Origin of the sequence: Sphingomonas sp. BK069 (genome assembly GCF_014193405.1) — a bacterium.
GTDB lineage: Bacteria > Pseudomonadota > Alphaproteobacteria > Sphingomonadales > Sphingomonadaceae > Sphingomonas.
Map to the genome: position 1 here is coordinate 789,975 of NZ_JACHZH010000001.1, position 22,866 is coordinate 812,840.

General features: G+C 70.7%; 26 protein-coding genes and 1 tRNA gene. 11 read left to right on the forward strand and 16 right to left on the reverse strand.

Annotated features, from left to right (window positions below; translation table 11 throughout):
- Positions 1–233: 233 nt before the first annotated feature.
- The 6 genes from FHY02_RS04020 to FHY02_RS04045 form a co-directional block, all read right to left on the reverse strand.
- On the reverse strand, positions 234–1,556 hold the full coding sequence (locus tag FHY02_RS04020) for a PQQ-like beta-propeller repeat protein (RefSeq protein ID WP_183920590.1): 1,323 nt from the start codon (positions 1,554–1,556) through the stop codon (positions 234–236).
- A complete protein-coding gene (locus FHY02_RS04025; protein ID WP_183920591.1) occupies positions 1,553–2,293 on the reverse strand; it encodes a tetratricopeptide repeat protein in 741 nt (246 codons plus the stop codon). The genes FHY02_RS04020 and FHY02_RS04025 overlap by 4 nt, the downstream gene beginning before the upstream one ends.
- A gap of 88 nt (positions 2,294–2,381) precedes the next feature.
- Positions 2,382–3,260: a 3-methyl-2-oxobutanoate hydroxymethyltransferase gene (gene panB, locus FHY02_RS04030; RefSeq protein ID WP_183920592.1), complete on the reverse strand. Its 879-nt coding sequence runs from the start codon at positions 3,258–3,260 to the stop codon at positions 2,382–2,384.
- Between the two features lie 22 nt (positions 3,261–3,282).
- Positions 3,283–3,696: a hypothetical protein gene (locus FHY02_RS04035; protein ID WP_183920593.1), complete on the reverse strand. Its 414-nt coding sequence runs from the start codon at positions 3,694–3,696 to the stop codon at positions 3,283–3,285.
- Between the two features lie 5 nt (positions 3,697–3,701).
- A complete protein-coding gene (locus FHY02_RS04040) occupies positions 3,702–4,046 on the reverse strand; it encodes an ArsC family reductase (protein ID WP_183920594.1) in 345 nt (114 codons plus the stop codon).
- A gap of 106 nt (positions 4,047–4,152) precedes the next feature.
- Positions 4,153–4,229 (reverse strand) — tRNA-Pro (locus FHY02_RS04045).
- A gap of 181 nt (positions 4,230–4,410) precedes the next feature.
- On the opposite strand from FHY02_RS04045, the gene yajC reads away from it, so the two are divergent.
- From yajC to FHY02_RS04065, 4 genes are all read left to right on the forward strand, one after another.
- Positions 4,411–4,749: a preprotein translocase subunit YajC gene (gene yajC, locus FHY02_RS04050; protein ID WP_183920595.1), complete on the forward strand. Its 339-nt coding sequence runs from the start codon at positions 4,411–4,413 to the stop codon at positions 4,747–4,749.
- A 1-nt stretch (position 4,750) separates the two neighbouring features.
- Positions 4,751–6,352, forward strand: a complete 1,602-nt coding sequence (gene secD / locus FHY02_RS04055) for a protein translocase subunit SecD (protein ID WP_183920596.1) — start codon at positions 4,751–4,753, stop codon at positions 6,350–6,352.
- A gap of 73 nt (positions 6,353–6,425) precedes the next feature.
- Complete coding sequence (secF, locus tag FHY02_RS04060) at positions 6,426–7,397, forward strand: protein translocase subunit SecF (RefSeq protein WP_183920597.1); 972 nt, start codon at positions 6,426–6,428, stop codon at positions 7,395–7,397.
- On the forward strand, positions 7,397–7,783 hold the full coding sequence (locus FHY02_RS04065; protein ID WP_183920598.1) for an Mth938-like domain-containing protein: 387 nt from the start codon (positions 7,397–7,399) through the stop codon (positions 7,781–7,783). The genes secF and FHY02_RS04065 overlap by 1 nt, the downstream gene beginning before the upstream one ends.
- A gap of 124 nt (positions 7,784–7,907) precedes the next feature.
- On the opposite strand, the gene FHY02_RS04070 is transcribed toward FHY02_RS04065, so the two are convergent.
- From FHY02_RS04070 to FHY02_RS04095, 6 genes are all read right to left on the reverse strand, one after another.
- Positions 7,908–8,546, reverse strand: a complete 639-nt coding sequence (locus FHY02_RS04070; RefSeq protein ID WP_183920599.1) for a trimeric intracellular cation channel family protein — start codon at positions 8,544–8,546, stop codon at positions 7,908–7,910.
- A gap of 7 nt (positions 8,547–8,553) precedes the next feature.
- A complete protein-coding gene (locus tag FHY02_RS04075; RefSeq protein ID WP_183920600.1) occupies positions 8,554–8,937 on the reverse strand; it encodes a PaaI family thioesterase in 384 nt (127 codons plus the stop codon).
- Entirely contained in the window at positions 8,934–9,383 is a 450-nt protein-coding gene (locus tag FHY02_RS04080) for a PaaI family thioesterase (RefSeq protein ID WP_183920601.1), read from the reverse strand. Before FHY02_RS04080 ends, FHY02_RS04075 begins: the two co-directional genes overlap by 4 nt.
- A gap of 173 nt (positions 9,384–9,556) precedes the next feature.
- Positions 9,557–10,288, reverse strand: coding sequence for an SDR family NAD(P)-dependent oxidoreductase (locus tag FHY02_RS04085; protein ID WP_183920602.1), 732 nt, complete (start codon positions 10,286–10,288; stop codon positions 9,557–9,559).
- 5 nt (positions 10,289–10,293) lie between these two features.
- Positions 10,294–11,751: an amidophosphoribosyltransferase gene (gene purF, locus FHY02_RS04090; protein ID WP_183920603.1), complete on the reverse strand. Its 1,458-nt coding sequence runs from the start codon at positions 11,749–11,751 to the stop codon at positions 10,294–10,296.
- A 172-nt stretch (positions 11,752–11,923) separates the two neighbouring features.
- Positions 11,924–12,958 carry a histone deacetylase gene (locus FHY02_RS04095; RefSeq protein ID WP_183920604.1) on the reverse strand — a complete coding sequence of 345 codons (1,035 nt, stop codon included), beginning with the start codon at positions 12,956–12,958 and terminating at the stop codon, positions 11,924–11,926.
- A gap of 58 nt (positions 12,959–13,016) precedes the next feature.
- Between FHY02_RS04095 and FHY02_RS04100 the strand changes: the two genes are divergently transcribed.
- The 7 genes from FHY02_RS04100 (at position 13,017) to FHY02_RS04130 (ending at position 19,833) form a co-directional block, all read left to right on the forward strand.
- Positions 13,017–14,018, forward strand: coding sequence for an alpha/beta hydrolase (locus FHY02_RS04100; RefSeq protein WP_183920605.1), 1,002 nt, complete (start codon positions 13,017–13,019; stop codon positions 14,016–14,018).
- A gap of 97 nt (positions 14,019–14,115) precedes the next feature.
- Positions 14,116–14,916 carry a uroporphyrinogen-III C-methyltransferase gene (gene cobA, locus FHY02_RS04105; protein WP_183920606.1) on the forward strand — a complete coding sequence of 267 codons (801 nt, stop codon included), beginning with the start codon at positions 14,116–14,118 and terminating at the stop codon, positions 14,914–14,916.
- The gene (locus FHY02_RS04110; RefSeq protein WP_183920607.1) at positions 14,913–15,209 is read left to right on the forward strand and encodes a DUF2849 domain-containing protein; all 297 of its coding nucleotides are present in this window, start codon (positions 14,913–14,915) and stop codon (positions 15,207–15,209) included. The genes cobA and FHY02_RS04110 overlap by 4 nt, the downstream gene beginning before the upstream one ends.
- Positions 15,210–15,368: 159 nt before the next feature.
- Entirely contained in the window at positions 15,369–17,000 is a 1,632-nt protein-coding gene (locus tag FHY02_RS04115; protein WP_183920608.1) for a nitrite/sulfite reductase, read from the forward strand.
- A 24-nt stretch (positions 17,001–17,024) separates the two neighbouring features.
- The gene (locus FHY02_RS04120; protein WP_183920609.1) at positions 17,025–17,456 is read left to right on the forward strand and encodes a DUF934 domain-containing protein; all 432 of its coding nucleotides are present in this window, start codon (positions 17,025–17,027) and stop codon (positions 17,454–17,456) included.
- Positions 17,449–18,207, forward strand: coding sequence for a phosphoadenylyl-sulfate reductase (locus tag FHY02_RS04125; protein ID WP_183920610.1), 759 nt, complete (start codon positions 17,449–17,451; stop codon positions 18,205–18,207). The genes FHY02_RS04120 and FHY02_RS04125 overlap by 8 nt, the downstream gene beginning before the upstream one ends.
- A 129-nt stretch (positions 18,208–18,336) precedes the next feature.
- Positions 18,337–19,833 (forward strand): DUF4403 family protein, encoded by a 1,497-nt coding sequence (locus FHY02_RS04130; protein ID WP_311721337.1) that lies wholly within the window; start codon positions 18,337–18,339, stop codon positions 19,831–19,833.
- A gap of 87 nt (positions 19,834–19,920) precedes the next feature.
- On the opposite strand, the gene FHY02_RS04135 is transcribed toward FHY02_RS04130, so the two are convergent.
- The 4 genes from FHY02_RS04135 to FHY02_RS04150 all read right to left on the reverse strand — a co-directional run bounded on the left by FHY02_RS04135 (position 19,921) and on the right by FHY02_RS04150 (position 22,792).
- Positions 19,921–20,286, reverse strand: coding sequence for a two-component system response regulator (locus FHY02_RS04135; protein ID WP_183920611.1), 366 nt, complete (start codon positions 20,284–20,286; stop codon positions 19,921–19,923).
- Between the two features lie 88 nt (positions 20,287–20,374).
- Entirely contained in the window at positions 20,375–20,851 is a 477-nt protein-coding gene (locus FHY02_RS04140) for a GAF domain-containing protein (protein ID WP_183920612.1), read from the reverse strand.
- Positions 20,852–20,966: 115 nt separating this feature from the next.
- On the reverse strand, positions 20,967–21,254 hold the full coding sequence (locus FHY02_RS04145) for a hypothetical protein (RefSeq protein WP_183921524.1): 288 nt from the start codon (positions 21,252–21,254) through the stop codon (positions 20,967–20,969).
- Between the two features lie 14 nt (positions 21,255–21,268).
- Positions 21,269–22,792 (reverse strand): murein L,D-transpeptidase, encoded by a 1,524-nt coding sequence (locus FHY02_RS04150; RefSeq protein WP_183920613.1) that lies wholly within the window; start codon positions 22,790–22,792, stop codon positions 21,269–21,271.
- Between the last annotated feature and the right edge of the window lie 74 nt (positions 22,793–22,866).

Consider the following 22,866-nt stretch of genomic DNA (forward strand, 5'->3'; position numbering starts at 1 on the left):
TGAGCCCCTCCCCTTCAGGGAGAGGGGTTGGGGTGGGGCGCTTCCCCCAGCAACGCGCTCGCGGCGACGCCCCACCCCTGCCCCTCCCCTGGAGGGGAAGGGAGTTCAGGCCGCTCTACTCATTATTGGGTTAGATGGATAGCGAGCCGTGTTCCTGCGCATGCGGGAACACAGCGTCAGGTAGCATCCGTGGTTCGTGGCCGTGAGTTCCCGCTGACGCGGGAGGACGAGGATCACCGCCAGGCGGTGATCACGCCCTTCTCGTCGAGCGTGTACAGCGTCTGGTTGGCGACGATCGGGGCGAGCGAGAAGCTGTCGCCGGCGCGGATGGTGGTCTGCACCTTGCCATCGGCGACCGACAGCGCGACCAGCTCGCCGCGCGAGTTGGTCAGCCACAATTTCTCGCCGGCGAGCACCGGCCCGAACCAATTGTACGGGTCCGAGCGCTTCTCCTCGTTCTTGTAGGCGCGCAACTGGCTGATCCAGCGGATCTTGCCGTTGGCGCGCGACAGGCACACCAGCCGCGCGTCATCGGTGACGACGAAGATCCACTCGCCCGCGATCCACGGCGTGGAGATGCCGGCGAGGTTCTGCTCCCACAGCCGCTGGCCGGTGGCGAGCTCGAGCGCGATCATGCGGCCGCCCTGCCCGATCGAGTAGACGCGGCCGTCCTCGATCACCGGGTCGGCGTCGATGTCGGCGAGGCTCGACACCGAAGTGGTGATCGAGGTGCGCGACAGCGCGTCCTGCCACAAGGAGCGGCCGTTCTCATAGCGATAGGCGTTCAGCTCGCCGCTGGAGAAGCCCGCCACCACGGTGCCCGAGCTCGCCGCCGGCGCGGCAACGCCGAACACGCCCTGCGTCTCGAGGCTCGCGGTCTGCGTCCACACCACCTTGCCGTCGGCCTGGTTGAGCGCGACGATCTGATTGTCCTGGCTCAGCACATAGACCTGGCCGTTGGCGATCGTCGGCGCGCCGCGCAGCGGACCGCCCGGCTTGGCGCGCCACAGCACCGCGCCGTCGGCGGCATTGGCGGCGATCACATCGCCCAGCCCGTCGGTGGCATAGACCTTGGCGTCGTCATAGCTCACCCCGCCGCCGAAGCGAGCGGCGCGATTCTCGTCGCCCTCCGTGATCGCGCGAGTCCACAGCTTGGCGCCGGTGTCGGCGGCGAAGGCGTTGATCACACCGTCGACGTCGACCACGAACAGCTTGTTCTCGGCAATCACCGGCATGGCGGCGAGCCGCGCGCGGTTGCTGCCACCGTTGATCTCGGCGCTCCAGCTCTTCGCCGGCGACGCGGCGAGCAGCAGGTGCCCCATCGACTTGGCCGCGCTGCCGCCCGGCTGGGTCCAGCCGTCGTTGGGGGCCGGGGTCGGCAGCGTGACCTGGACGTCGGCGAGCCCCTTGTCGATCTCGGCCGGGTTCTCCGACACCAGGATCGGCACGCGCTGGCCGACCGTGGGCGTCTTCTTGGGCGCGCTCTTGAAGATGCCGCAGCCGCTCAGCCCCACCAGCGCGGCGATCGCCACGCCGGTCGCGAACCTCGTCCTCATCGCTTGCTCACACCTTCATCCTTGGCCCGCGCGGCAGGCGCCTGGGCGTTCTTGGCCGGCGCGGTCGGCGCCTTCGTCTCCAGTACGCCCGCCATCTGAACCGCACGTTGACGCAGCGAGCTGGGCACGCCCGAGTCAGCGGCGATGCGCGCGAAGGTCTGGCCGGCGAGATCGCGCCGCCCCTCGCGCAGATAGGCCGCCGCCATCAGCTCGCCCGCGCTGCCGAGCCACGCCCCGCCCGTCACCGCGAGCGGACGCATCCGCTCGACGATCACCTGCGGCTGGAGCTGGTCGAACTCGGCGCTGGTCTGGCGGATCACCGCCAGATCGCGGAACGGTTGCGCCAGCGAGGCGTCGGCGGCAATCTTGGCGAAGGCCGCCGCGGCGCCGCGCAGATCGTCCTTCTGCAGCAGCACGTCAGCCTGCGTGAAGCGCGCGGCGGCGCGATAGCCGTCGCGCGACGACTCGCTCAGCGTGGCGAGCGGCGCGGCGGCCGCCTTGGTATCCTGCGCGGCGAGCGAATCGAACGCCTGCTGTAGCTGCTCGCCCTCGCGCTCGGCCGCGACCGTCTGGCGGTGCTGCCAGAACAGGAAGGCCGCGAGCGCGGCGAGCGCCAGCACCACGGCGGCGATGATCGCCCGGCCGTAGCGCTTCCACACGTGGATCGCCTGGTCGCGGCGGAGCTCGTCGTCGACCTCGCGCAGGAACGCTTCATTGTTTTGCGGCGTCAGAGCCACCGATCACTCCGGGCTGAAGGGGAACCGCCGCGCTGTAGCGACTCGGTCGGCGCGAGGAAAGAGCGGCAACGCCCCGCCGCGTCCCGGTTCACTCCTTGGGCGCGTAGACTTGGTCCGCGCCGGGGAAGGCGCGCGCGCGCACCTCGTCGGCGAAGGCGGTGACTCGCTCGGCGACATAGCCCGCCATGTCGCCGTAGCGCTTGACGAAGCGCGGTGTCCGCTCGAACAGCCCGAGCATGTCCTCGGCGACGAGCACCTGGCCGTCGCACGCGGCGGAGGCGCCGATACCGATCGTCGGCACCGCGACGCTGTTCGTGATCTCGACTGCGATCGGCTCGACCACGCCCTCGATCACCACGGCGAACGCGCCGGCCTCGGCGACCGCGCGCGCGTCGCCGACGATCTTGGCGGCCTCGGCGGGGCTGCGCCCGCGCGCGCCATAGCCGCCGAGCGCGTTGACCGCCTGCGGGGTGAGTCCGACATGGCCCATCACGGGGATACCGCGCTCGGCGAGGAAGGCGACCGTGGGCGCCATCGCGCTGCCGCCCTCCAGCTTCACCGCCGCCGCGCCGCTCTCCTTGAGCAGCCGCGCCGCGCTCTCGAACGCCTGCTGCGGCGACGCCTCGTAGCTGCCGAACGGCATGTCGACGACGACCAGCGCATGGTAGCTGCCGCGCACCACCGCGGCAGCATGCGCCGCCATCATCTCGAGCGTGACGGGAACGGTGGAGGGAAGACCGTAGATCACCTGCCCCAGGCTGTCGCCGACCAGCAGCATGTCGCACTGCGGGTCCATCAGCTGCGCCATGCGTACGGTATAAGCGGTGAGCATCACCAGCGGCTCGCCCCTCGCTTCGGCGATCGCGGCCTTGCGCTGCCGAATTGCGGGGACGGTGACGCGCTTCATCGGCGCGGCGACCGGGGTGGCGCGGCTGGTGGCGGAGTCGATCGTGAAGGTGGTGGACATGCGCCCTGCTACTCCGGCGCGTTCACCCGATCCAGCCGCGCCGCGCGGCGAGATGCGCGAGCTGGAGCGCGACCGCCCCGACCAGCAGGATCAGCAGCGGAAAGAAGAGCGTCCCCGCCCCGCGCCGCGCGAGCAGGTCGGTCATCGCGAACAGCCAGCCGAACTGGATCAGCGCCGCCACCAGCGACACCGTGAGCGCGGGCACCGCGATGCGTCGGCGCACCACCAGCGCGAGCGCGCCGACGAGCAGCCCGAAGCTCGCCACCGCATAGTCGAGCCAGTACCAGCCCGGCAGTGCGGCGAGCAGCGCGCGGTCCATCGGATCGGCCGCCCCGCCCGCGCCCGCCATGAGCTGGGTGACGCAGGCATAGGCGGAGAGGGCCGACCAGAGCAGCAGCACGCCGACGAGCAGCCGGTACCAGCGCGGCGCGCGCACGCGGCTCAGCCGAACAGCGCGGCGTAGCGCTCGGGCTTGAAGCCGAGCTCCACGCCGCCGCCATGGACCAGCACCGGCCGCTTGATCATCGCGGGCTGCGCCAGCATCAGCGCGCTCGCGCGCGCCCGGTCGAGCCCGGCGCGTTCCGGCTCGGGCAGCTTGCGGAAGGTGGTGCCGGCGCGATTGAGCAGCGGCTCCCAGCCGAGCCGGTCGATCCAGGAATCGAGCAGCGCGGGATCGAGCCCGTCCTTGCGGAAGTCGTGGAAGGTATGAGCGACCTGGTGGTCGGCGAGCCATTGCCGCGCCTTCTTCACCGTGTCGCAATTAGGAATGCCGTAGAGCGTGATCATGCGCCCGCCGTGACACCGCCGTGCATCGATGGAAAGTGCGGTCTGACGCTCGGCGGCGCCGCGAACGCCGTCTCGTCCGCTGCCGCCGATCCGCTCTGTCCGAAATTGGTCGGGGCGACAGGATTCGAACCTGCGACCCCCACACCCCCAGTGTGATGCGCTACCAGGCTGCGCTACGCCCCGACCGAGGGGGCGCCTCTACGCGCGGTCGCCGGCCATTGCAAGCGGCTAGGCGCGGTCCGCGGCGGACGGCGCATGCACCGTGGCGGGGCGAGCGTCTGTTGCGCGCACGCCCCGGCGATGATAGCGGCAGCGGCTTCGTGCGGCCGGGTTTCGGCCGCCCCAATGTCATGCACGGAATCCGATGCTCATTCCTCCCGCTTACGCGCAGACGGCCGGTGGCGCCGCCCAGGGCGGCGGCCTCGCCGGCTTCATCAGCCTGGCGCCGCTCCTGCTGGTGTTCGTCGTCTTCTATTTTCTGATGATCCGGCCGCAGCAGAGCCGCATGAAGTCGCTCCAGAACGCGATCGCCGCGGTCAAGAAGGGCGATTCGGTCGTCACCGCGGGCGGCCTGGTCGGTCGCGTCACCAAGGTGGAGGAAGGCTTCGTCGAGGTCGAGATCGCGCCCAACACCCGCGTCCGCGTCGTCAAGGCGACGCTGGCGGAGGTGACGCCGCTCGGCGGCAAGCCGGCGAACGACTGAGATGCTGGACTTTCCCCGCTGGAAAGTGACCGCCATCTGGCTCGTGCTGGCGGTGCTGGCGTCGCTCTCGATCCCCAGCTTCCTGCCCGATCGCGTCACCCAGGGGCTCGGCTTCACGCCGCCGCAGATCAACCTCGGGCTCGACCTCGCCGGCGGCAGCTACCTGCTGCTGGAGGCCGACACCAACGGCTTGGCCGCGGCGCGGGTCGAGGCGATGCGCGAGCAGGTGCAGACCGAGATGCGGCGACAGACCCCGCGCATCGACATCGGCGAGATATCGAGCCGCAACGGCCAGCTCTCCTTCCTGCTGCGCGATCCCAGCCAGGTAGATGCCGCGCGCGAGCGGCTGCTCCAGATCACCGGCACCGGCGCCGGCATGACGGGCCAGCGCCAGTGGGACATCCAGGTCGTCGACACCAGCCGCTTCGTCCTGACGCCGACGAAGGCGGGGCTCGACCAGGCGATCAAGACCGCGATGAGCGACACGGTCGAGGTGGTGCGCAAGCGCATCGACGCGCTCGGCACGCGCGAGCCGACGATCATCGGCCAGGGCACCAATCGCATCGTCGTCCAGGTCCCCGGCCTGCAGGATCCGCAGCAGCTCAAGGCGCTGGTCGGCAAGACCGCCAAGCTCGAGTTCAAGCTGGTCGACATCAACGCCGACCCGCAGGCGCTCGCCAAGGGGGAGGCACCCGCGGGCGACCAGATCCTGCCCTACCCCGGCAACCCTGGCGGTATCCCGCTGATCGCGGTCAAGCGCCAGGCGATCATCACCGGCGACATGCTGAGCGACGCGCGCCAGGAGTTCGCGCCGGAGACCAACGCGCCACAGGTGGCGATCACCTTCGACAGCCAGGGCGGTCGCCGCTTCGCGCAGGCGACCAAGGAGAATGTCGGCCGGCCGTTCGCGATCGTGATCGACAATCAGGTGATCTCGGCACCCAACATCAACGAGCCGATCCTCGGCGGCCGCGCCTCGATCAGCGGCGGCTTCACGGTCGACAGCGCCAACCAGCTCGCGATCGCGCTGCGCTCGGGCAAGCTCGCGGTCGACCTCAAGGTGGTGGAGGAATCGACCGTCGGCCCCGATCTCGGCGCCGATTCGATCCGCGCCGGCATTCTCGCCTCCGCGGTGGCGGTGGCACTGGTGGTGGCGTTCATGCTCGTCACCTACGGCCGCTTCGGGTTCTACGCGAACCTCGCCGTCGTCATCAACGTGTTCGTCATCCTCGGCGTGCTCGCGCTGATCGGCGGCACGCTGACACTGCCCGGCATCGCCGGCTTCGTGCTGACGATCGGTACCGCGGTGGACGCCAACGTGCTGATCAACGAGCGCATCCGCGAGGAGCGCCACCGCGGGCGCGGGGTCGTCCAGGCGGTCGAGCTAGGCTACAAGGAGGCGAGCCGCACGATCTTCGAGGCAAACGTGACCCACGCCATCTCCGGCATCATCATGTTCCTGCTGGGCTCCGGCCCGGTGAAGGGCTTCGCGGTGGTGCTGCTGATCGGCATCGCCACCAGCGTGTTCACCGCGGTGACCTTCACGCGCATGCTCGTCGCCGGCTGGCTGCGTCGCAACAAGCCCAAGACGATCAACATATGAGGGCGGCGACGCTCGCCCGCGGGCTCACGATGATCCTTCGCACGGCACCCGCTCTCCGCGGTGACGAGGTACTATGAAACTGCTCAAGCTCGTCCCCGACGACACCAACATCGACTTCGTCCGGCTGCGCGGCGTCGCCTTCGCGCTGACGCTGCTGCTCAGCGTGCTCGCGGTCGGCCTCACCGTCTACAAGGGCCTCAACTTCGGCGTCGACTTCGAGGGCGGCCTGATGATCGAGGAGAAGTTCGCGCAGCCGCCCGCGATCGAGGCGGTGCGCGCCACGGTCGATTCGCAGGGGCTCGGCGAGGCCAACATCCAGCCGATCGGCGACGGCAAGACGCTGACGATCCGCCTGCCCGTGCAGAAGGGCGGCGACGAGGGCGCCACCAACGCCGCGGTGCGCAAGGTGGAGGGCGCGCTCGCCGCCAAGTTCCCGGGCAGCACCTTCCTCCGCTACTCGACCGTGTCGGGCAAGGTGTCGGACGAGCTGATCCGCAACGGCGTGCTCGCGGTGGTGCTGGCAATCCTCGGCATCGGTTTGTTCGCGATCTTCCGCTTCGAGTGGCAGTTCGGCGTCTCGACGATCGTCGCGATCGTCCACGACCTGCTGATGACGCTCGGCTTCTTCGCGATCACGCGGTTCGAGTTCGATCTCAACATCGTTGCCGCGGTGCTGACGATCATCGGCTATTCGATCAACGACAAGATCGTGATCGACGATCGCATCCGCGAGAACATGCGCCGCTATCGCAAGATGGACATGCGCGAGATCATCAACTTGTCGGTGAACGAGACGCTGCCCCGCACGGTGATGACCTCGGTGACGATCCTGCTGGCGCTGCTGGCGCTGCTCTTCCTCGGCGGCCACGTGCTGCGCGGCTTCACCGCGGCGATGATCCTGGGCATCGTGGTCGGCACCTATTCGTCGATCTACGTCTCGTCGTCGCTGCTGATCTCGCTCGGCCTGCGCGCAGAACCCGAGGGCGGCGCCACGCCGAAGCGCGGCGGCATGGAGAATGCCGAGCGCGTCGGACCGCGCAGCTGATGCGGATGGACCGGGAGCGGCCGGCGCCGGGGCCGCTGGTTCGCGGCTTCGGTGCGGGCGGCTACCGGGTCGACGCACCCGATGGGACGATGGGAGTCTACCCCGCGCTGCTGCTCACCGCGACGCGCGCCGACAATTGGTCGCCACCGGCCTTGGAAGCGCTCGACGAGATCGCGCTGGCGCCGCTGCTGGACGGCCCGATCGAGTTCCTACTGCTCGGCACGGGCGATGCGCTCCGCCGCGCCCCCAAGGCGCTGGCCGTGGCGCTGGACGCCCGCGGGATCGGGATCGAGGCGATGGACAGCCGCGCCGCCGCGCGCGCCTGGGGCGTGCTGCGCGCCGAGGAGCGCCAGATCGCCGCGGCACTCTACCCGCTGGACTATTGAGCGTCGCCGCCCTCAAGCCTGTTTCGTATCGCGCGGGGCAGGTGAGCGCGGGACGGCTGGCGATTGATTGTCCGTCGCGTCAATTGGAGCACCTGAATACGCGGCTGATCCATCGGCGATCAGGTCAGTCCCGCTCCCCATAGGCGGGCAGCGCCAGCTTCCAGCGGATCGCGGCGGCGCGCAGCGCGAAGCCCGCACTCGCCGACACGCTCGCCGCGACCAGCGGCGGCACGCCGAGCTGACGCAGTGCGACGTGCAGCCCCGCCGCCAGCGCCGCGGCGGTGACGTACAGCTCGGGACGCATCAGGATCGAAGGCTCGCCCGCGAGCACGTCGCGGATGATGCCGCCGACGCAGCCGGTCACCACCCCCATCAGTGCGGCGGGCACCGGCGGCACGCCATAGCCCAGCGCCTTGGCAGCGCCGTACACCGCATAGGCGGCGAGCCCGACCGCGTCGAACCAGTCGAGCGCGGCGCCGCGCCACCAGCGCTCGGGCGTTGCCCAGATCACCGCCGCCATCACCAGGCACACCGCGGCGACGCGCGCGTCATGCACCCAGAACACCGGCGCGCCGATCAGAAGGTCGCGCACCGTGCCCCCGCCCACGCCGGTGACCAGCGCGAAGAAGGCGAGCGTCACCGGCGTCTGCGCGCGCCGCGCCGCCGCCAGCGCGCCCGAGGCGGCGAACACCGCGATGCCGGCGACGTCGAGATAGGGCGCGAAGGCCGGCAGCAGCACCGCGGGCTCGAGCGGCGGGGTCATCGCGGGCCTAGTCGCGCTCGATGAGATAGTTCATCCGCGCCGCCGCGATCGGGCGGGCGCGATCGTCCTGCCACGCCACTGCCTCGACGTTGGCGACGCGCGTGCCCAGGCGCGTGATCGTACCCGCCGCGCGGGTGACGTGATCGCGCCCGCCGCGCATGAAGTCGACGGTGACGTTGATCGGCTTGACGCGCGCGCCGCCCTCCTCCGCCAGCGCGTGGCGCAGCGCGGCGATCGCGGCGACCTCGAGCAGCCCCGAGATCGCGCCGCCCTGAAGGAAGCCCGGTCGCCCGACGACATCCTCGCCGAACGGCATGACGATCAGCGGCGCGCCGTCGGCGCCGAACTCGAGCGTCGCGCCGAGCAGCTCGGCATAGGGCGGGAGAGTCACGGCGCCACCTTGGGGTAGGTGCCGCTCGGCACCATGAAGGTGGCCGCGACATGCGCCACTGGGTCGGCGAGATCGCCGTCGTGCGCGATGCCGCGGGTGAAGGCGATCGAGCGCGCCACGCGCAGGCACTCGGCGCGCCCGATCACGGTCTGGCCGGGGCGCGCCGGGCGGAGATAGTCGATGCGCAGGTCGAGCGTGGCGTGCGGCGCGAAGGCGGCGATGCGCTGCCAAACCGCGATGCTGGTCGCCACGTCCATCAACGCGATGATCGGCCCCGAGGCGAGCACGCCGCTGTCCTCGTCGCCGATCAGGTCGGGCGAGAAGGGCAGCGCGAGCTCGACCCAGTCGGGTCCGCGATCGTGGTAGCGGATGCCCAGCCTCGCGCTGTGCCCGCCGAAGTTGCGGCTCTGGAGCGCCTTGAGCGCGGCGGCCGGGTCGAGGTCCATGGCCCAGCGTCTACACGCGCGGCGGCGCGGTGCAACCGGGGCGTGGGCCTGGCCGGCCGATCCGCGCTGGGGCGAGCGCAAGGTCGAAACTCACCCTCTTTCCCCGCGCAAATTTGGAGCCGTTCCAGGATCAATCGTGGCGCCTACCGGGTGACGGCGGCGCCTGCGGCCGGTCAGTCCGTCCGCGGAAGACGAGTGGACAGGCTTCCCTCGCGGTGGTTCGGCTCGAACCCGTCGATCGCCAGCGCCGCGATCCGCGCCGCGACCGCCTCGGGCGGCTTGACCGACGCCGGGTCCTCGCCCGGATAGGCGCGCGCGCGCATCTTGGTCCGCGTCGCGCCCGGGTCCAGCACGGCGACGCGTACCCTGCTCACCTCGGCCATCTCGTCGCCATAGGCCTCGAGCAGCGTCTCGAACGCGGCCTTGGACGCGCCATACGCGCCCCAATAGGCGCGCGGCGTGCGCGCCACCGACGAGGTCACCCCGATCACCCGCGCGCCCGCCGAGCGGCGCAGCATCGGGTCGAACGCCTGGATCATCGCCACCTGCGCGGAGACGTTGAGCGTCAGCACCTGCGCCAACTCCTTCGCGTCGATCGCAGGCACCGCGGCGAGCGAGCCCAGCATCGCGGCGTTGAGCACCAGCACGTCGAGCGCCTCCCATCGCTCGCCGACCGCGCTGGCGAGCCGCGCGATGGAGTCGCTCTGCGCGAGGTCGAGCGGCGCGATCGTCGCCGAGCCCCCGGCGTCGAAGATCGCCTGCTCGACCTCCTCCAGCCCAGCGGCGGTGCGCGCGGTGAGGACGACATGCGCCCCCTCCGCGGCGAGCGCGATCGCGGTGGCAGCGCCGATGCCGCGGCTCGCGCCGGTGACCAGCGCGAGCTTGTCCGTCAGTGGCTTCGTCACGACGATCAGTTCACCCGCTCGGCCAGAATCGCGAACTGGTCGACCGAACTGCTCTCGTCATGGTCGGTCAGCGTGGTGGGATAGTCGCCGGTGAAGCAGGCGTCACAATATTTCGGGCGAATATCGGCGCGGTGGCTCTCGCCCAGCGCCTTGTAGAGCCCGTCAATCGAGACAAACGCCAGGCTGTCGGCGTGGATGAAGTCGGTCATCCCGCCGAGGTCGTGCTTGGCCGCGAGCAGCTTGGCGCGCTCGGGCGTGTCAACGCCGTAGAAGCAGCTGTGCCGCGTCGGCGGCGAGGCGATGCGCATATGCACCTCGGCCGCGCCGGCCTCTCGCATCATCTGGACGATCTTGAGGCTAGTGGTGCCGCGCACGATCGAATCGTCGATCAGCACCACCTTTTTGCCCTGGATCAGCGCGCGATTGGCGTTGTGCTTCAGCTTCACGCCGAGGTGACGGACCTTGTCACCCGGCTGGATGAAGGTGCGCCCGACATAGTGCGAGCGGATGATGCCGAGCTCGAACGGGATGCCCGACTGCTGCGCATACCCGATCGCGGCGGGCACGCCCGAGTCGGGCACCGGGATGACGAGGTCCGCCTCGACCGGTGATTCGATCGCGAGCTGCGCGCCGATCTCCTTGCGCACCGAGTAGATCGAGTGATCGTCGACGATCGAGTCGGGGCGCGAGAAATACACCCACTCGAAGATGCAGGGCCGCGCCGCCAGCTTGGCGAAGGGGCGGATCGAGCGCACCTGCCCGTTCTGCACGATCACCAGCTCGCCCGGCTCGACCGAGCGCTCGAACTCGGCGCCGACCACGTCGAGCGCGACCGTCTCCGAGGCGAAGATCACCGCGTCGCCGAGGCGACCCATCACCAGCGGGCGGATGCCGAGCGGATCGCGGCACGCGATCATGCCCTCAGGCGTCATCACGATCAGCGAGTAAGCGCCCTCGATCTGCTTGAGCGCGTCGATGAACTTGTCGAGCAAGGTGCGATACTGGCTGGTCGCGACGAGGTGGATGATCGTCTCGGTGTCCGAGGTCGACTGGAAGATCGAGCCGCGCCGCACCAGCTCACGCCGCAGCCGCATCGCGTTGGAAATGTTGCCGTTGTGCGCGATCGCGAAGCCGCCGGACTGGAGCTCGGCGTAAAGCGGCTGGACGTTGCGCAGCGCGGTCTCGCCCGTGGTCGAGTAGCGCACGTGACCGCAGGCGACGTCGCCCGCGAGCGCGCGGATGATGTCGTCGCGATCGAAATTGCCCGCGACATGGCCCATCGCGCGGTGCGTGTGGAAGTCGTGGCCGTCGAAGCTGGTGATGCCGGCGGCCTCCTGGCCGCGGTGCTGCAGCGCGTGCAGCCCCAGCGCCACCAGCGCGGCGGCGCCCTCGGAGCCGGAGGCGCCGAAGATACCGCACTCCTCGTGCAGATGGTCGTCGTCGAACGGGTTCGTGGTCAGCATGTGCGGAGGCTCGCCTGGTGCGCGGTCGCATATAGCGACTGTCGCGCGATTGTCATCCGGCTGCGGGCGCTTGCGGCGGAACCAGGCGGGATTTCGCGCGTGCGGGGGCACCGGGCCCCTCGATCGCGTCAGCATTCCTGCCCTCCTCACCTCTCCGTCATCCCGGACTTGTTCAGGGATCCACGGCGCCGCGTACACCGAAGCCGCCGCTCTCGCGGGAGGGTGGATCCCGGACCAAGTCCGGGATGACGGAGGATGGTGGGGCCTGTGGGCGACCAGCAGCGGGGCGCCCGTACGCCAGTGACCCAGCTCCTCCGTACATCGCCGCCAGCCGCTCGATCACCGCGACGTGGCGCGCCGCGATCGCCATCACGTCGTCGCCGTAGCCGCCGCCCACCGTGCTCGCCAGCGGCACGCCACGCGCGAGCGCCAGACCCGCCACCAGCCGGTCGCGCCGCGCCAGTCCAACGTCGCTGAGCGCGAGTCGCCCGAGACGGTCATCGACATAAGGGTCCACCCCGCCCTGGTAGAGGATCAGGTCGGGCCGCACCTCGTCGAGCAACGGCACCAGCGTCTCCTCCAGCCGCGCCAGATAATCGTCGTCGCCGATGGCGTCGGGCAACGCCACGTCCACCGTCGAGCACGCCTTGCGTACCGGGAAGTTCTTCTCGGCATGGATCGAATAGGTCGCGATCCCGGCATGGCCGGCGGTGAGCGCGGCGGTGCCGTCGCCTTGGTGGACGTCGACGTCGACGATCAGGATTCGCTCCGCCGCGCGCTCGGCGGCGAGCCGTACCGCCGCCACCGCGAGGTCGTTGAACACGCAATAGCCTGCGCCCGTGGTCGACAGCGCGTGATGGCTGCCGCCGGCGGTGTTGGCGGCGAAGCCGTGCGCCAGCGCCAGCCGTGCCGCCAGATAAGTGCCACCCGGCACCAGAGCGGCGCGACGCGCCACCAGCTCGGTTACCGGAAAGCCGATGCGGCGTTCCTTCTCGCGCGGCACCGCGGCGGCGAGCACCTCCGCGACATAGTCGGGATCGTGCGTCGCTTCGAGCCAGTCGCGCGGCATCGCCGCTGGCTCGTGCCACGTTACCGCGGCGCCGCGCTCCAGCAGCAGGTCGCGGATGGCGCCGTTCTTGCCCCAGCGATAGGTGCTGCGCGCGGGTGCCTCGGTGACATAGGCGGGATGGTGGACGACCCGGATCATCCGCCTAAGATAAGGCGAGGATCGCGGCGCGCCATCGCGCCCCCGCACAGGAGCGCGCATGACCGACCGAACCGTCCCCGAGATCGAGCGGGCTCCGTTCGTCCGCCCCGACGTCGCGGCGTTCCTCACCTACCTCAACAGCGTGCCTGGTCCGAGGATGCACGAACTGCCGCCCGCCGGGGCACGCGCGGTGATGGTCGCGATGAAGGACGTCGCCGACCTGCCGCGCGCCGAACTGGCGGTGGTGCGCGACCTCACCCTTCCCGGCCCCGGCGGCGAGCTGCGCGCCCGGCTGTTCGACGCGCGCGAGACACGCGCGCCGGGCCCGGCGGTGGTGTTCTACCATGGCGGCGGCTGGGTGATCGGCGACCTCGACACGCACGCCAGCTTCACCGCCGAGATGGCGCGCCAGCTGGATCTGCCGGTGATCTCCGTCGACTACCGCCTCGCGCCCGAAGCACGCTGGCCCGCCGCCCCCGACGATGCCGAGGCGGCGGCACGTTGGGTCGCGTCCGCCCCGGAGGCGCTCGGCCGCGGCGTCACCTCGCTGGTGCTCTCGGGCGACAGCGCGGGGGGCAACCTCGCGATCATCGTCGCCGCGGCGCTTCGCGACCGGCTCGCGGCGGTGCCCGTGATCGTGCAGGCACCGATTTATCCCGCCACCGACGCCAGCCGACCCTACGCCTCGTTCGACGCCTTCGCCGACGGCTATCTGCTCACCCGCGAGGGGATGATCTGGTTCAATGAGCATTACGCCGGAGACCCGCACCACCCGCGCTTCTCGCCGCTGCTCGGCGACGTCGCGGGGCTGCCGCGCGCGGTGATCGTCACCGCCGGACTCGACCCGATCCGCGACCAGGGACGCGCCTATGCCGCCGCGCTGGCGCAGGCGGGCATCCCGGTGACCTTCCGCGAGGCGCAGGGCAACATCCACGGCTTCATCACGCTGCGTCGCGCCATTCCCTCGTCGCAGGGCGATGTCGCCGGCTTCCTCACCGCGGTGCGCGCGGCCGTCAGCGAGGCCGAGGGTGAGCGCGTGCTGCGGCAGGCGGCGGGGTGAGGCCGATCCCGCCGCTGATTGCGGAAAAAGCCAGGCTAGGCACGGGACAAGCGAACAACGGTTGCGCGTCCCCCTACCCGCCGCCCATGTAGCGGGCATGGCAAGCCTCCTCGATCCCGACGCGCGCGGTCGCGTCATCCTCGTCGGTGCCGGGCCGGGCGATCCCGGCCTGCTCACCGTCCGTGCGGTGGAGGCACTGCGCCTGGCCGACGTCGTGGTTCACGACGGGCTGATCGACGACCGCGTGCTCGCGCTGGCCCCCGCGACGGCGCAGCGCATCTCGGTCGCCAAGCGCCGCGCGCGCCACACGCTGCCGCAGGAGGCAATCAACGCGCTGATCGTCGCGCACGTCCGCGCCGGCAGCGTGGTGGTGCGGCTCAAGGGCGGCGATCCCTTCATCTTCGGTCGCGGCGGCGAGGAGGTCGAGGCGGTGCGTGCCGCGGGGCTCGCGGTGGAGGTGATCCCCGGCGTCTCGGCCGCGCTCGGCTGCGCCGCCGAGGCGATGCTGCCGCTCACCCACCGCGATCACAGCTCGGCGGTCACCTTCGTTGCCGGCCAGTGCAAGGGGCTGACCGATCAGGACTGGTCGGGCCTCGCCGGCCAGGGTCGCACGCTGGTGATCTACATGGGCGTCGCTACCGCCGAGGCGATCGCGGACAAGTTGATGGCCGACGGCGTGGCGCCCGACATGCCGGTCGCGGTGCTCGAGAAAGGCACGCTGCCAGGTCGCCGCGCGCTGCGGACGCTGCTCGCCGATCTCGGCGCGATGGTGGCGCGCGAGGGCGTGGCGAGCCCCGCGATCATCGTCGTCGGCGAGGTGGTCGAGCTGTCCGACGCCGAGGACCGGCTCGCCGGCTACGCGCGCGTCGCCGAGAGCGTCGGGAGCCTTTCGGCATGAAGTTGGTGACAGGCAACGACCTGCCGACCGGCGACGTGGTCTGGTGGGCGGGCGGCGGCTGGTCGCGCCACATCGCGGAAGCGGTCGACGCGGGCGACCGCGCCGAGGCGATCGCGCGCGAGGAGGAAGCGGCGCGGCGCGTCAACGTGCCCTATGTGATCGAGGCGACCGCCACGCCCGAGGGCCCGCGGCCGGCGCATATCAAGGACCGTATCCGCGCGCTCGGCCCGACCGTGCGCACCGACCTAACGCTCAAGCCGGCCGACCCGAACGCGGGCAGCTGGGTGATATGAGAAACGATCCTCCCCGGCACGGGGAAGGGGGACCGCTCGCCGCAGGCGAGTGGTGGAGGGGGCTCTCCGCGGACGATGCGCTTGCCGAAGCCCACCTCCACCACCGCCCTGCGGGCGGCGGTCCCCCTCCCCGTGCCGGGGAGGAATTAGGAACAACGAATGTACCGCTACGACGAATATGATCAGGCGATCGTGGACGCACGGGTCGACGAGTTCCGCGACCAGTGCCGGCGCCGGCTGGCGGGCGAGCTGAGCGAGGACCAGTTCAAGCCGCTGCGGCTGATGAACGGCCTGTACCTCCAGCTCCACGCCTATATGCTGCGCGTGGCGGTGCCCTATGGCACGCTCAACGCGCGCCAGATGCGGATGCTGGCGCATGTCGCGCGCAAGTACGATCGCGGCTACGGCCATTTCACCACGCGCCAGAACATCCAGTACAATTGGATCAAGCTGGAGGACGCGGCCGACATCCTCGCCGAGCTGGCGACGGTGGAGATGCACGCGATCCAGACCAGCGGCAATTGCATCCGCAACATCAGCTCGGACCAGTTCGCCGGCGCCGCCGCGGACGAGGTCACCGACCCGCGTCCCTGGGCCGAGCTGCTGCGCCAGTGGAGCACCTTCCACCCCGAGTTCACCTATCTGCCGCGCAAGTTCAAGATCGCGGTGATCGCCGCCGACGAGGACCGCGCGGCGATGCGGCTCCACGACATCGGGCTCCAGCTGGTCGAGCAGGACGGTGTGCTCGGCGCGCGCGTCTATGTCGGCGGCGGCATGGGACGGACGCCGATGATCGCGCCGCTGATCCGCGACTTCGTCGGCGCGGACGAGCTGATGAGCTATCTCGAGGCGTGTCTGCGCGTCTACAATCGCTACGGTCGCCGCGACAACATCTACAAGGCGCGGATCAAGATCCTGCTCCACGAGATCGGTGCGGACGAATATCGCCGCCAGGTCGAGGAGGAGTTCCTCGCGGTCAAGCAGCTCGGGATCGATCCGCCCGCGGCCGAGCTGGCGCGGATTAGCGCGATGTTCGCGCCCCCGCCCTTCGACCCCGCCGCGCCGGAGAGCATCGACCGCGCCGATCCCGATTTCGCGCTGTGGCTCGACCAGAACGTCAAGCCGCACAAGCAGCCGGGCTATGCGATCGTCAACGTCTCGCTCAAGCCGATCGGCGGCATCCCCGGCGACGCCTCGGCCGAGCAGATCGACGTGATGGCCGATCTCGCCGAGCGCTACAGCGCCGACGAGCTGCGCGTCACCCACGCGCAGAACATCGTCCTACCGCACGTCCGCAAGGCCGACCTCTACGCGGTGTGGCAGCAGCTCGGCGAGGCGGGGTTGGCGGAAGCCAATCTCGACCTGATCAGCGACATCATCGCCTGCCCGGGCCTCGACTATTGCGCGCTCGCCAACGCGCGCTCGATCCCGCTGGCGCAGAAGATCGGACAGCGCTTCGCCGACGCCGGGCGGCAGCGCGACCTGGGCGAGCTCAAGCTAAAGATCTCGGGCTGCATCAACGCGTGCGGCCACCATCACGCCGGCCATATCGGCATCCTCGGCGTCGACAAGAAAGGCACCGAGAATTACCAGCTGCTGCTCGGTGGCTCAGGCGCGGAGGACGTCAGCCTCGGCCGCATCACCGGTCCCGGCTTCGACGAGGACGGCGTGGTCGACGCGATCGAGCGAGTGACCGACACCTACCTCCAGGTCCGCGAACAGGGCGAGCGCTTCGTCGATACCTATCGCCGCGTCGGCATGCAGCCGTTCAAGGAGGCGATCTATGGTTGAGCCGCGCGCCGGGAGGACCACCGCATGAGCGACAACGTTTTGCGCTACCGCGACGACGAGGCGCACGACGAGCCAGCGGTGACGCTCGACGCCTTCGTCGCCGGGCAGACCAACGCGGGCGCGGTGCGGCTCGAGGCGGGCGACGACGCGCGCGCGCTGCTACCGCATATCGACCGGCTCGCGCTGGTGGAGGTGTCCTTCCCCAGCTTTCGCGACGGGCGCGGCTATTCGAGCGCGCGGATCCTGCGCGAGGCGGGATATGCCGGCGAGCTGCGCGCCGCCGGCGACGTGCTGGTCGACCAGATTCCGCACATGCGCCGCTGCGGCTTCGACAGTTTCGCGCCGGAGACGGCGATCGACGCGGCGGTGCTGGAGCGCTCGCTGGCCCGCTATCCGACACCCTATCAGCGCGCCGCCGACGCCAAGGTGCCGGTGTGGAAGCTGCGGCATGGCTGAGCCCGCGCGCCAGCTCGACACGATCGACGTGGCGCCGTCCTTCTCCGCGGAGGAGGCCGCGGCGCTCGACGAGCGCTACGCCGACGCCACCGCGCCCGAACTGCTCGCCGAGTTGATCGGCGGACCGCTCAAGGGGCGGATCGCGGCGGTCTCGTCGTTCGGCGCGGAATCGGCCGTGCTGCTCCACATGGTCGCCGCCGTGGACCGCGACGTGCCAGTGATCTTCACCAACACGCAGAAGATGTTCGGCGAGACGCTGGCCTATCGCGACGAGCTCGCCGAGCGACTCGGCTTCACCGACCTGCGCGTGTTCCGCCCCGACCCGCGGCTGCTCCGGCTCAAGGACGAGAAGGGGCTGCGCTGGTCGTACGATCCCGACGGCTGCTGCGAGCTGCGCAAGGTGGAGCCGCTGCGCCGCGCGCTGCTGCCGTTCGCGGCATGGATCTCGGGACGCAAGGGCTTCCAGGCGTCGACCCGGCGCGCGATCCCGCGCGTGGAGGTCGACGACGGCCGGCTCAAGATCAACCCGCTCGCCGACTGGTCGAAGGAGCGGCTCGACGCCTATTTCAGCCAGCACGACCTGCCGCACCACCCGCTGGAGGCGCACGGCTATCTGTCGATCGGCTGCGCGCCCTGCACCTCTAAGGTGCGCCCCGGCGAGGACCCGCGCGCGGGGCGCTGGCGCGGCTGGGACAAGGTGGAGTGCGGCATCCATGTCGCGGGCAAGCCGGGCGAGGAGCCGGCGTTCTAGGCGGCGGATCATCCCGGAGATGACACCGGCCGCGTGCCGCGCTCCCCAGCTATTGACACCCAGGCTAACCCCACGGATCAATCGACTCGCAACCGGCGTGGTGCCCGGCCGCCCGTCGCGGAGTCGATCGTGCCTCGTACCGCCCTCTACGCCAGCCCCTACCCCGCCACCGCCGCGCTGCTCGCCACCGCCGCGCTGCTGAGCGGCTGCGGCAAGCAGCGCGACAATCCGGCGCCGCCGCGCGTCGGGGCCCAGGCGGGGCAGCTGCCGGCGGAGAGCTCGACCATCGTCGTGCCCGTCACCGCCGATCTCGCCGAGCTGGAGCGCGGGCTCAACCGGGAGACGCCGCGCGTGCTGTGGACGATCGACCAGCACCGTGACCGCTGCGTCGCCGCCAAGAAGGTGGATCTCGGCATCGGCAAGGTGAAGGTGCTGCCCGATCTCGGCTGCCGCCTCGTCGGCCAGGTGACCCGCGGCGCGATCCGGCTGTCAGGCAAGGGCGAGCGGCTCGACCTCATCATGCCGGTGAGCGCGGCGATCACCGCGCAGAACGTCGGCGGCGTGCTGAGCAAGACCGCGACGGGCAGCGCGTTGGTGCGCGCGACCGGGCGGCTCGGCATCGTCGGCGACTGGCAGCCCACCGCCAAGCTCGACATCGCCTATGACTGGCGCGAGGAACCCGGCGTCGACGTCGCCGGCCAGCGCGTCACCTTCACCTCGCGCGCCGACGCCAAGCTGAAGGATATCGTTCGCAAGCTGGAGCGCGACCTGCCGCGCCAATTGGCCAAGCTGCACCTGCGCGACCAGATCGCGCAGCTCTGGCCGCAGGGGTTCACCTCCATCGAGCTGAGCAAGCGCAACCCGCCCGCCTGGCTCCGCGTGACCCCGCGCGCGCTCGGCTTCGGCGGCTATCGCGTCGAGGGCCGTACGCTGCGGCTGACGCTCGCCGCCGAGGCGCTGACCGAGACCTTCGTCGGCCAGCGCCCGCCCGACCCGCCGGTGACGCCGCTGCCCACTCCGACTCGGGTCGGTGATCGCGTCGGGCTGCGCTTCTCGGTGCCGGTGCTGGCCGACTATCGCACGCTCGAGCCGGTGGTGGAGCGCACGCTGCGCAAGCTGGCCGCGCGCGGGATCAGCGTCGCGGGGGTCGGGCCGGTCGACGTCGCCTTCGGCAAGGTGACCGTCTATGCCACCGACGGGGGCCGTCTGGCCGTCGGGGTGCAGGCCAAGGTGACGCCGCGCGCGGTCGGCAGCGCCTCGACCAGCGGCGAGGCCTGGCTCACGGCGGTGCCGTACAACGATCCCGGCTCACAGCTGGTGCGCGCGCGCGACGTCCAGCTCGTCGCGCGCACGGACTCGGCGGCGCTCGACCTGCTCATCCGGCTGCTCGGCGAGGCACAGGTGCAGAGCGCGGTCGCACTCGCGCTCCAGCACGATTTCCGCGGCGACTATGCCGAGGTGCTCGGCAAGGCGCAGCGGGCGATCGGGGCGCGGCAACAGGGTGATTTCTTCCTCTCGACCGACGTCACGTCGGTGGAGAACGGTCAGCTGCAAGTGACCGGCGCGGGCCTGTTCCTGCCGGTGCGCGCGCAGGGCACCGCGGAGATCGCCTACCGGCCGCGGTGAGGCCGCGACGAGACGGCGGGTAAGGCGGATGCTTGACGCGTATCGTCTCGACGCGGTCCGCTACCCGCCCGATGCGAGCCCCGCACCTCACCGCAGCAGGTCGGAGACCTTGTCGAGGAAGCTGGCGATATGGTCGGGCTTGGACACGAAGGCATCGGCGCCGGCGGCATAGCAGGCGTCCATGTCATGCTGGCTCTGGAGCACCGTGAGCGCCATCACCGGGATCGCGCGCGTCGCGGGCGCCCCCTTGAGCGTCTCGATGACGTCGAGTCCGCTGACGTTGGGCAGGCGGATGTCGACGATGATCGCGTCGGGCGCGATCGTGGCGGCGGCGTCCAGCGCGCCGCGCTCGTCGTCGATCACGCGCGGATCGTAACCGCCGATCTTCAGCCAGGAGGAGTAGAGTTTACGGTGGCTCGGCTCGTCTTCGACCAGCATGATGCGCTTCTTCATCCGTCTCCCTCGCTGGGCTGCGCTCCGCGGCAGCCGACGGCTTCGTCGTTGGTGTCGATCGCCGTCGTCGGCGATGCGCGGTCGCGCGTCAATGCGCGATCAGTCGCTCCACCCCGCGCGCGAGTTCGCCGAGCCGGTAGAGGTCGGGCAGCTCATGGTGGAGTTTGTCGTCGATCACGCACAGTGCGCCGAGCGGATAGCCGGCGCGATCGACCAACGGCAGGCCGGCATAGAAGCGGATGAAGGGTGCCGCAGTGACGAGCGGGTTGTCGAAGAAGCGCTTGTCGTGACGCGCGTCGGGCACGATCATCGGCTCGCCCGGGCGATGGATCGCGTGCGCGCAGAAGGAGATGGCACGCGGCATCTCGTCTTCGACCTCACCGGTCTTGGAGACGAAGCACTGGCGGCGCCGGTCGATGATCGAGATCGCCGCGATCGGCGTGTGCGCGACGCGCGCCGCCTCCTCCACCATGTCCTGCAGCGCGGCCTGCTGATCACGTGCGGGCTGCCACACGCGCTCGACCGCGTCGAGCCGGCGCTCCTCGTCGAAGGGCACGAAGGCCACCTTCCTATCCCCAATAACTACTACTCACGTAGTAGGTCGGATAGTTCTGCGTAGCCTGGCGTCGGTCAAGGCCGAACCGATCCATTCCGGCATCGACCTTACCATCGTCGCGGGATCAGTCGTGCTCGGCGTCGCGGCTGGCGCGCGCGGTCATCCCGGTCGCCGACGCATCGTCGAGCATCTGCTCGTCCGGCGCGGGCTTCTCCTCGGGCGGCAGCGCCGCGGTGGCGTTGGTGAGCTCGCTCGGCGACGCCACCGGCGAGGGCTCGGGAGTCGGGGTCGGCTCGGGCGTGGGCAGCGCCTCCTCGCTGGGCGTCGGCTCGGGCGCCGGCGCGGGCTCGCGCGAGCAGCCGGCGATCGCCAGCGCCGCGCTGGCGAGCAGCGGGAAAATCAGTCGCTTCATCATCATAGTCGTCCTCATCGCGCCGCCACCTGCACCTGCACCGCCGAGCGTCGCTCGACGCTGGCGGCGAGCCGCGCGTCCCAGCTGTATGGATCCTCGCGGAAGCCTACCTGGCCGCTCGGGCTGGCGAAAGCCGTCCAATAGAGCAGATAGACGCTGACCGGTGACGCCATCGCCGCGCGCACCGTCTTGCCCGCCGCCACGGTCGAGTCGATCGTCTCGGGCGGCCACTCGGGCGTGTCGCGCAGCATCAGCCGGGCGAGATCGGCGGGCTTCTCCAATCGCACGCAGCCGTGGCTCGACAGCCGGTCGAAGCGCGAGAAGCCCGACCGCGCCGGCGTATCGTGCAGATAGACCGCGAAGTCGTTGGGGAAATCGAACTTGTAGCGGCCGAGCGCGCTTTTCTCGGACGATTGTTGCAGGCGCTTGCCGCCGTTCCCGGTGTCGATCACGCGGAAACCGTTGCGCTTGAGATAGCCCGGGCTCGCCTTTTCCTTGGGCCACAGCTCCTTGGTGGCGATCGAGGTGGGCACGTTCCACGGCGGGTTGAGGACGATGCTGTTGATCTTGGAGATCAGCATCGGCGTCTCGTTGCCCGGCCGCCCGGTGACCGCGCGCATCGACATCACCGGCTCGTCGCCGTCGAACACGGTGAGCACCGCCGCGGCGATGTTGACCTGGACCCGCTTCTTGTCGAGCTCGGGTGGCAGCCAGCGCCAGCGCTCGAGATTGGCCATGATCTGGCGCATCCGCCGCTCGACCGGCACGTTGAGCGCGGCGAGCGTCTGTGCGCCGACCTGCCCCGCCGGGTTGAGTCCATAACGCCGCTGCGCGCGCCGCACTGCCTCCAGCAGCGCGGCGTCGAACGTGTCGCCCGATGACGGTGCCTGCGGATCCTCCAGCACGAGCCGCTCGCGCAGTCTGGCCACGTCGGCGCCGCGGCTACCGAACGCGGGCGTGGCGGTCAGCGTGCCCCAGCCGCCCTTGTCGGCGATGGCGCGATAGCGCGCGAGCCCCGCGACGAGCGTATCATAGCCCTGGTAAGGCGGCGGCAGCGAGCGGAGCCAGCTCGACAGCCGATCGCGCGACACCGCCTCGGCAAAGGCGGGCAGCGGATCATAGGCGGTCGGGCGGACGCCCCAGTCCTTCTGAAAGTCCTCGGGCATCAACCGCCCGGCATGGACCGCGCGCGCATGATCGAGCGCCGCGCGCACCATCGCGGCGGAGTCGAGCGTGTCGAGGTCGGTACGCCGCGTCAGCCGCAGCCCCTGCGCCAGTTCGTCGTCGGCGATCAGCGTGGCGAGCTGCTGGCGCTGCGCCGCGCTGAGCGTCGGCAGCGGGACGCTCGGCGCCACCGGCGGGACGGGGATGACCGGCACCGGCGCTGGCGGCACCGGCGACGGCGGGACCTGCGCGGTCGCCGGGGGAGGCGGCGCGGCGACCTGCGCCGCCGCCGGCGCGACCAGCGCGACGGTGGCGGCGAACGTGCCGGCACGCCAGTGTGGGCGGCGGCGCGGGGGAGCGGGACGCTGGTTCATCGCGCTTCCTCTAGTGCGCCGCGCGGTCGCTGGGAACACCTCCTTGCGGGGTGACGGTGCGCGAGGCGCCGCCA

What these genes read in the sequence shown, in the direction of transcription:
- purF (WP_183920603.1), bottom strand. Translation starts at nt 11,751, where the DNA reads ATGCTGACCACGAACCCGTTCGACGACGACCATCTGCACGAGGAGTGC.
- secF (WP_183920597.1), top strand. Translation starts at nt 6,426, where the DNA reads ATGAAACTGCTCAAGCTCGTCCCCGACGACACCAACATCGACTTCGTC.
- FHY02_RS04115 (WP_183920608.1), top strand. Translation starts at nt 15,369, where the DNA reads ATGTACCGCTACGACGAATATGATCAGGCGATCGTGGACGCACGGGTC.
- FHY02_RS04065 (WP_183920598.1), top strand. Translation starts at nt 7,397, where the DNA reads ATGCGGATGGACCGGGAGCGGCCGGCGCCGGGGCCGCTGGTTCGCGGC.
- FHY02_RS04095 (WP_183920604.1), bottom strand. Translation starts at nt 12,958, where the DNA reads ATGATCCGGGTCGTCCACCATCCCGCCTATGTCACCGAGGCACCCGCG.
- FHY02_RS04145 (WP_183921524.1), bottom strand. Translation starts at nt 21,254, where the DNA reads ATGAAGCGACTGATTTTCCCGCTGCTCGCCAGCGCGGCGCTGGCGATC.
- FHY02_RS04125 (WP_183920610.1), top strand. Translation starts at nt 17,449, where the DNA reads ATGGCTGAGCCCGCGCGCCAGCTCGACACGATCGACGTGGCGCCGTCC.
- cobA (WP_183920606.1), top strand. Translation starts at nt 14,116, where the DNA reads ATGGCAAGCCTCCTCGATCCCGACGCGCGCGGTCGCGTCATCCTCGTC.
- FHY02_RS04040 (WP_183920594.1), bottom strand. Translation starts at nt 4,046, where the DNA reads ATGATCACGCTCTACGGCATTCCTAATTGCGACACGGTGAAGAAGGCG.
- FHY02_RS04110 (WP_183920607.1), top strand. Translation starts at nt 14,913, where the DNA reads ATGAAGTTGGTGACAGGCAACGACCTGCCGACCGGCGACGTGGTCTGG.
- panB (WP_183920592.1), bottom strand. Translation starts at nt 3,260, where the DNA reads ATGTCCACCACCTTCACGATCGACTCCGCCACCAGCCGCGCCACCCCG.
- FHY02_RS04020 (WP_183920590.1), bottom strand. Translation starts at nt 1,556, where the DNA reads ATGAGGACGAGGTTCGCGACCGGCGTGGCGATCGCCGCGCTGGTGGGG.
- FHY02_RS04135 (WP_183920611.1), bottom strand. Translation starts at nt 20,286, where the DNA reads ATGAAGAAGCGCATCATGCTGGTCGAAGACGAGCCGAGCCACCGTAAA.
- FHY02_RS04080 (WP_183920601.1), bottom strand. Translation starts at nt 9,383, where the DNA reads ATGGACCTCGACCCGGCCGCCGCGCTCAAGGCGCTCCAGAGCCGCAAC.
- FHY02_RS04120 (WP_183920609.1), top strand. Translation starts at nt 17,025, where the DNA reads ATGAGCGACAACGTTTTGCGCTACCGCGACGACGAGGCGCACGACGAG.
- FHY02_RS04100 (WP_183920605.1), top strand. Translation starts at nt 13,017, where the DNA reads ATGACCGACCGAACCGTCCCCGAGATCGAGCGGGCTCCGTTCGTCCGC.
- yajC (WP_183920595.1), top strand. Translation starts at nt 4,411, where the DNA reads ATGCTCATTCCTCCCGCTTACGCGCAGACGGCCGGTGGCGCCGCCCAG.
- FHY02_RS04070 (WP_183920599.1), bottom strand. Translation starts at nt 8,546, where the DNA reads ATGACCCCGCCGCTCGAGCCCGCGGTGCTGCTGCCGGCCTTCGCGCCC.
- secD (WP_183920596.1), top strand. Translation starts at nt 4,751, where the DNA reads ATGCTGGACTTTCCCCGCTGGAAAGTGACCGCCATCTGGCTCGTGCTG.
- FHY02_RS04150 (WP_183920613.1), bottom strand. Translation starts at nt 22,792, where the DNA reads ATGAACCAGCGTCCCGCTCCCCCGCGCCGCCGCCCACACTGGCGTGCC.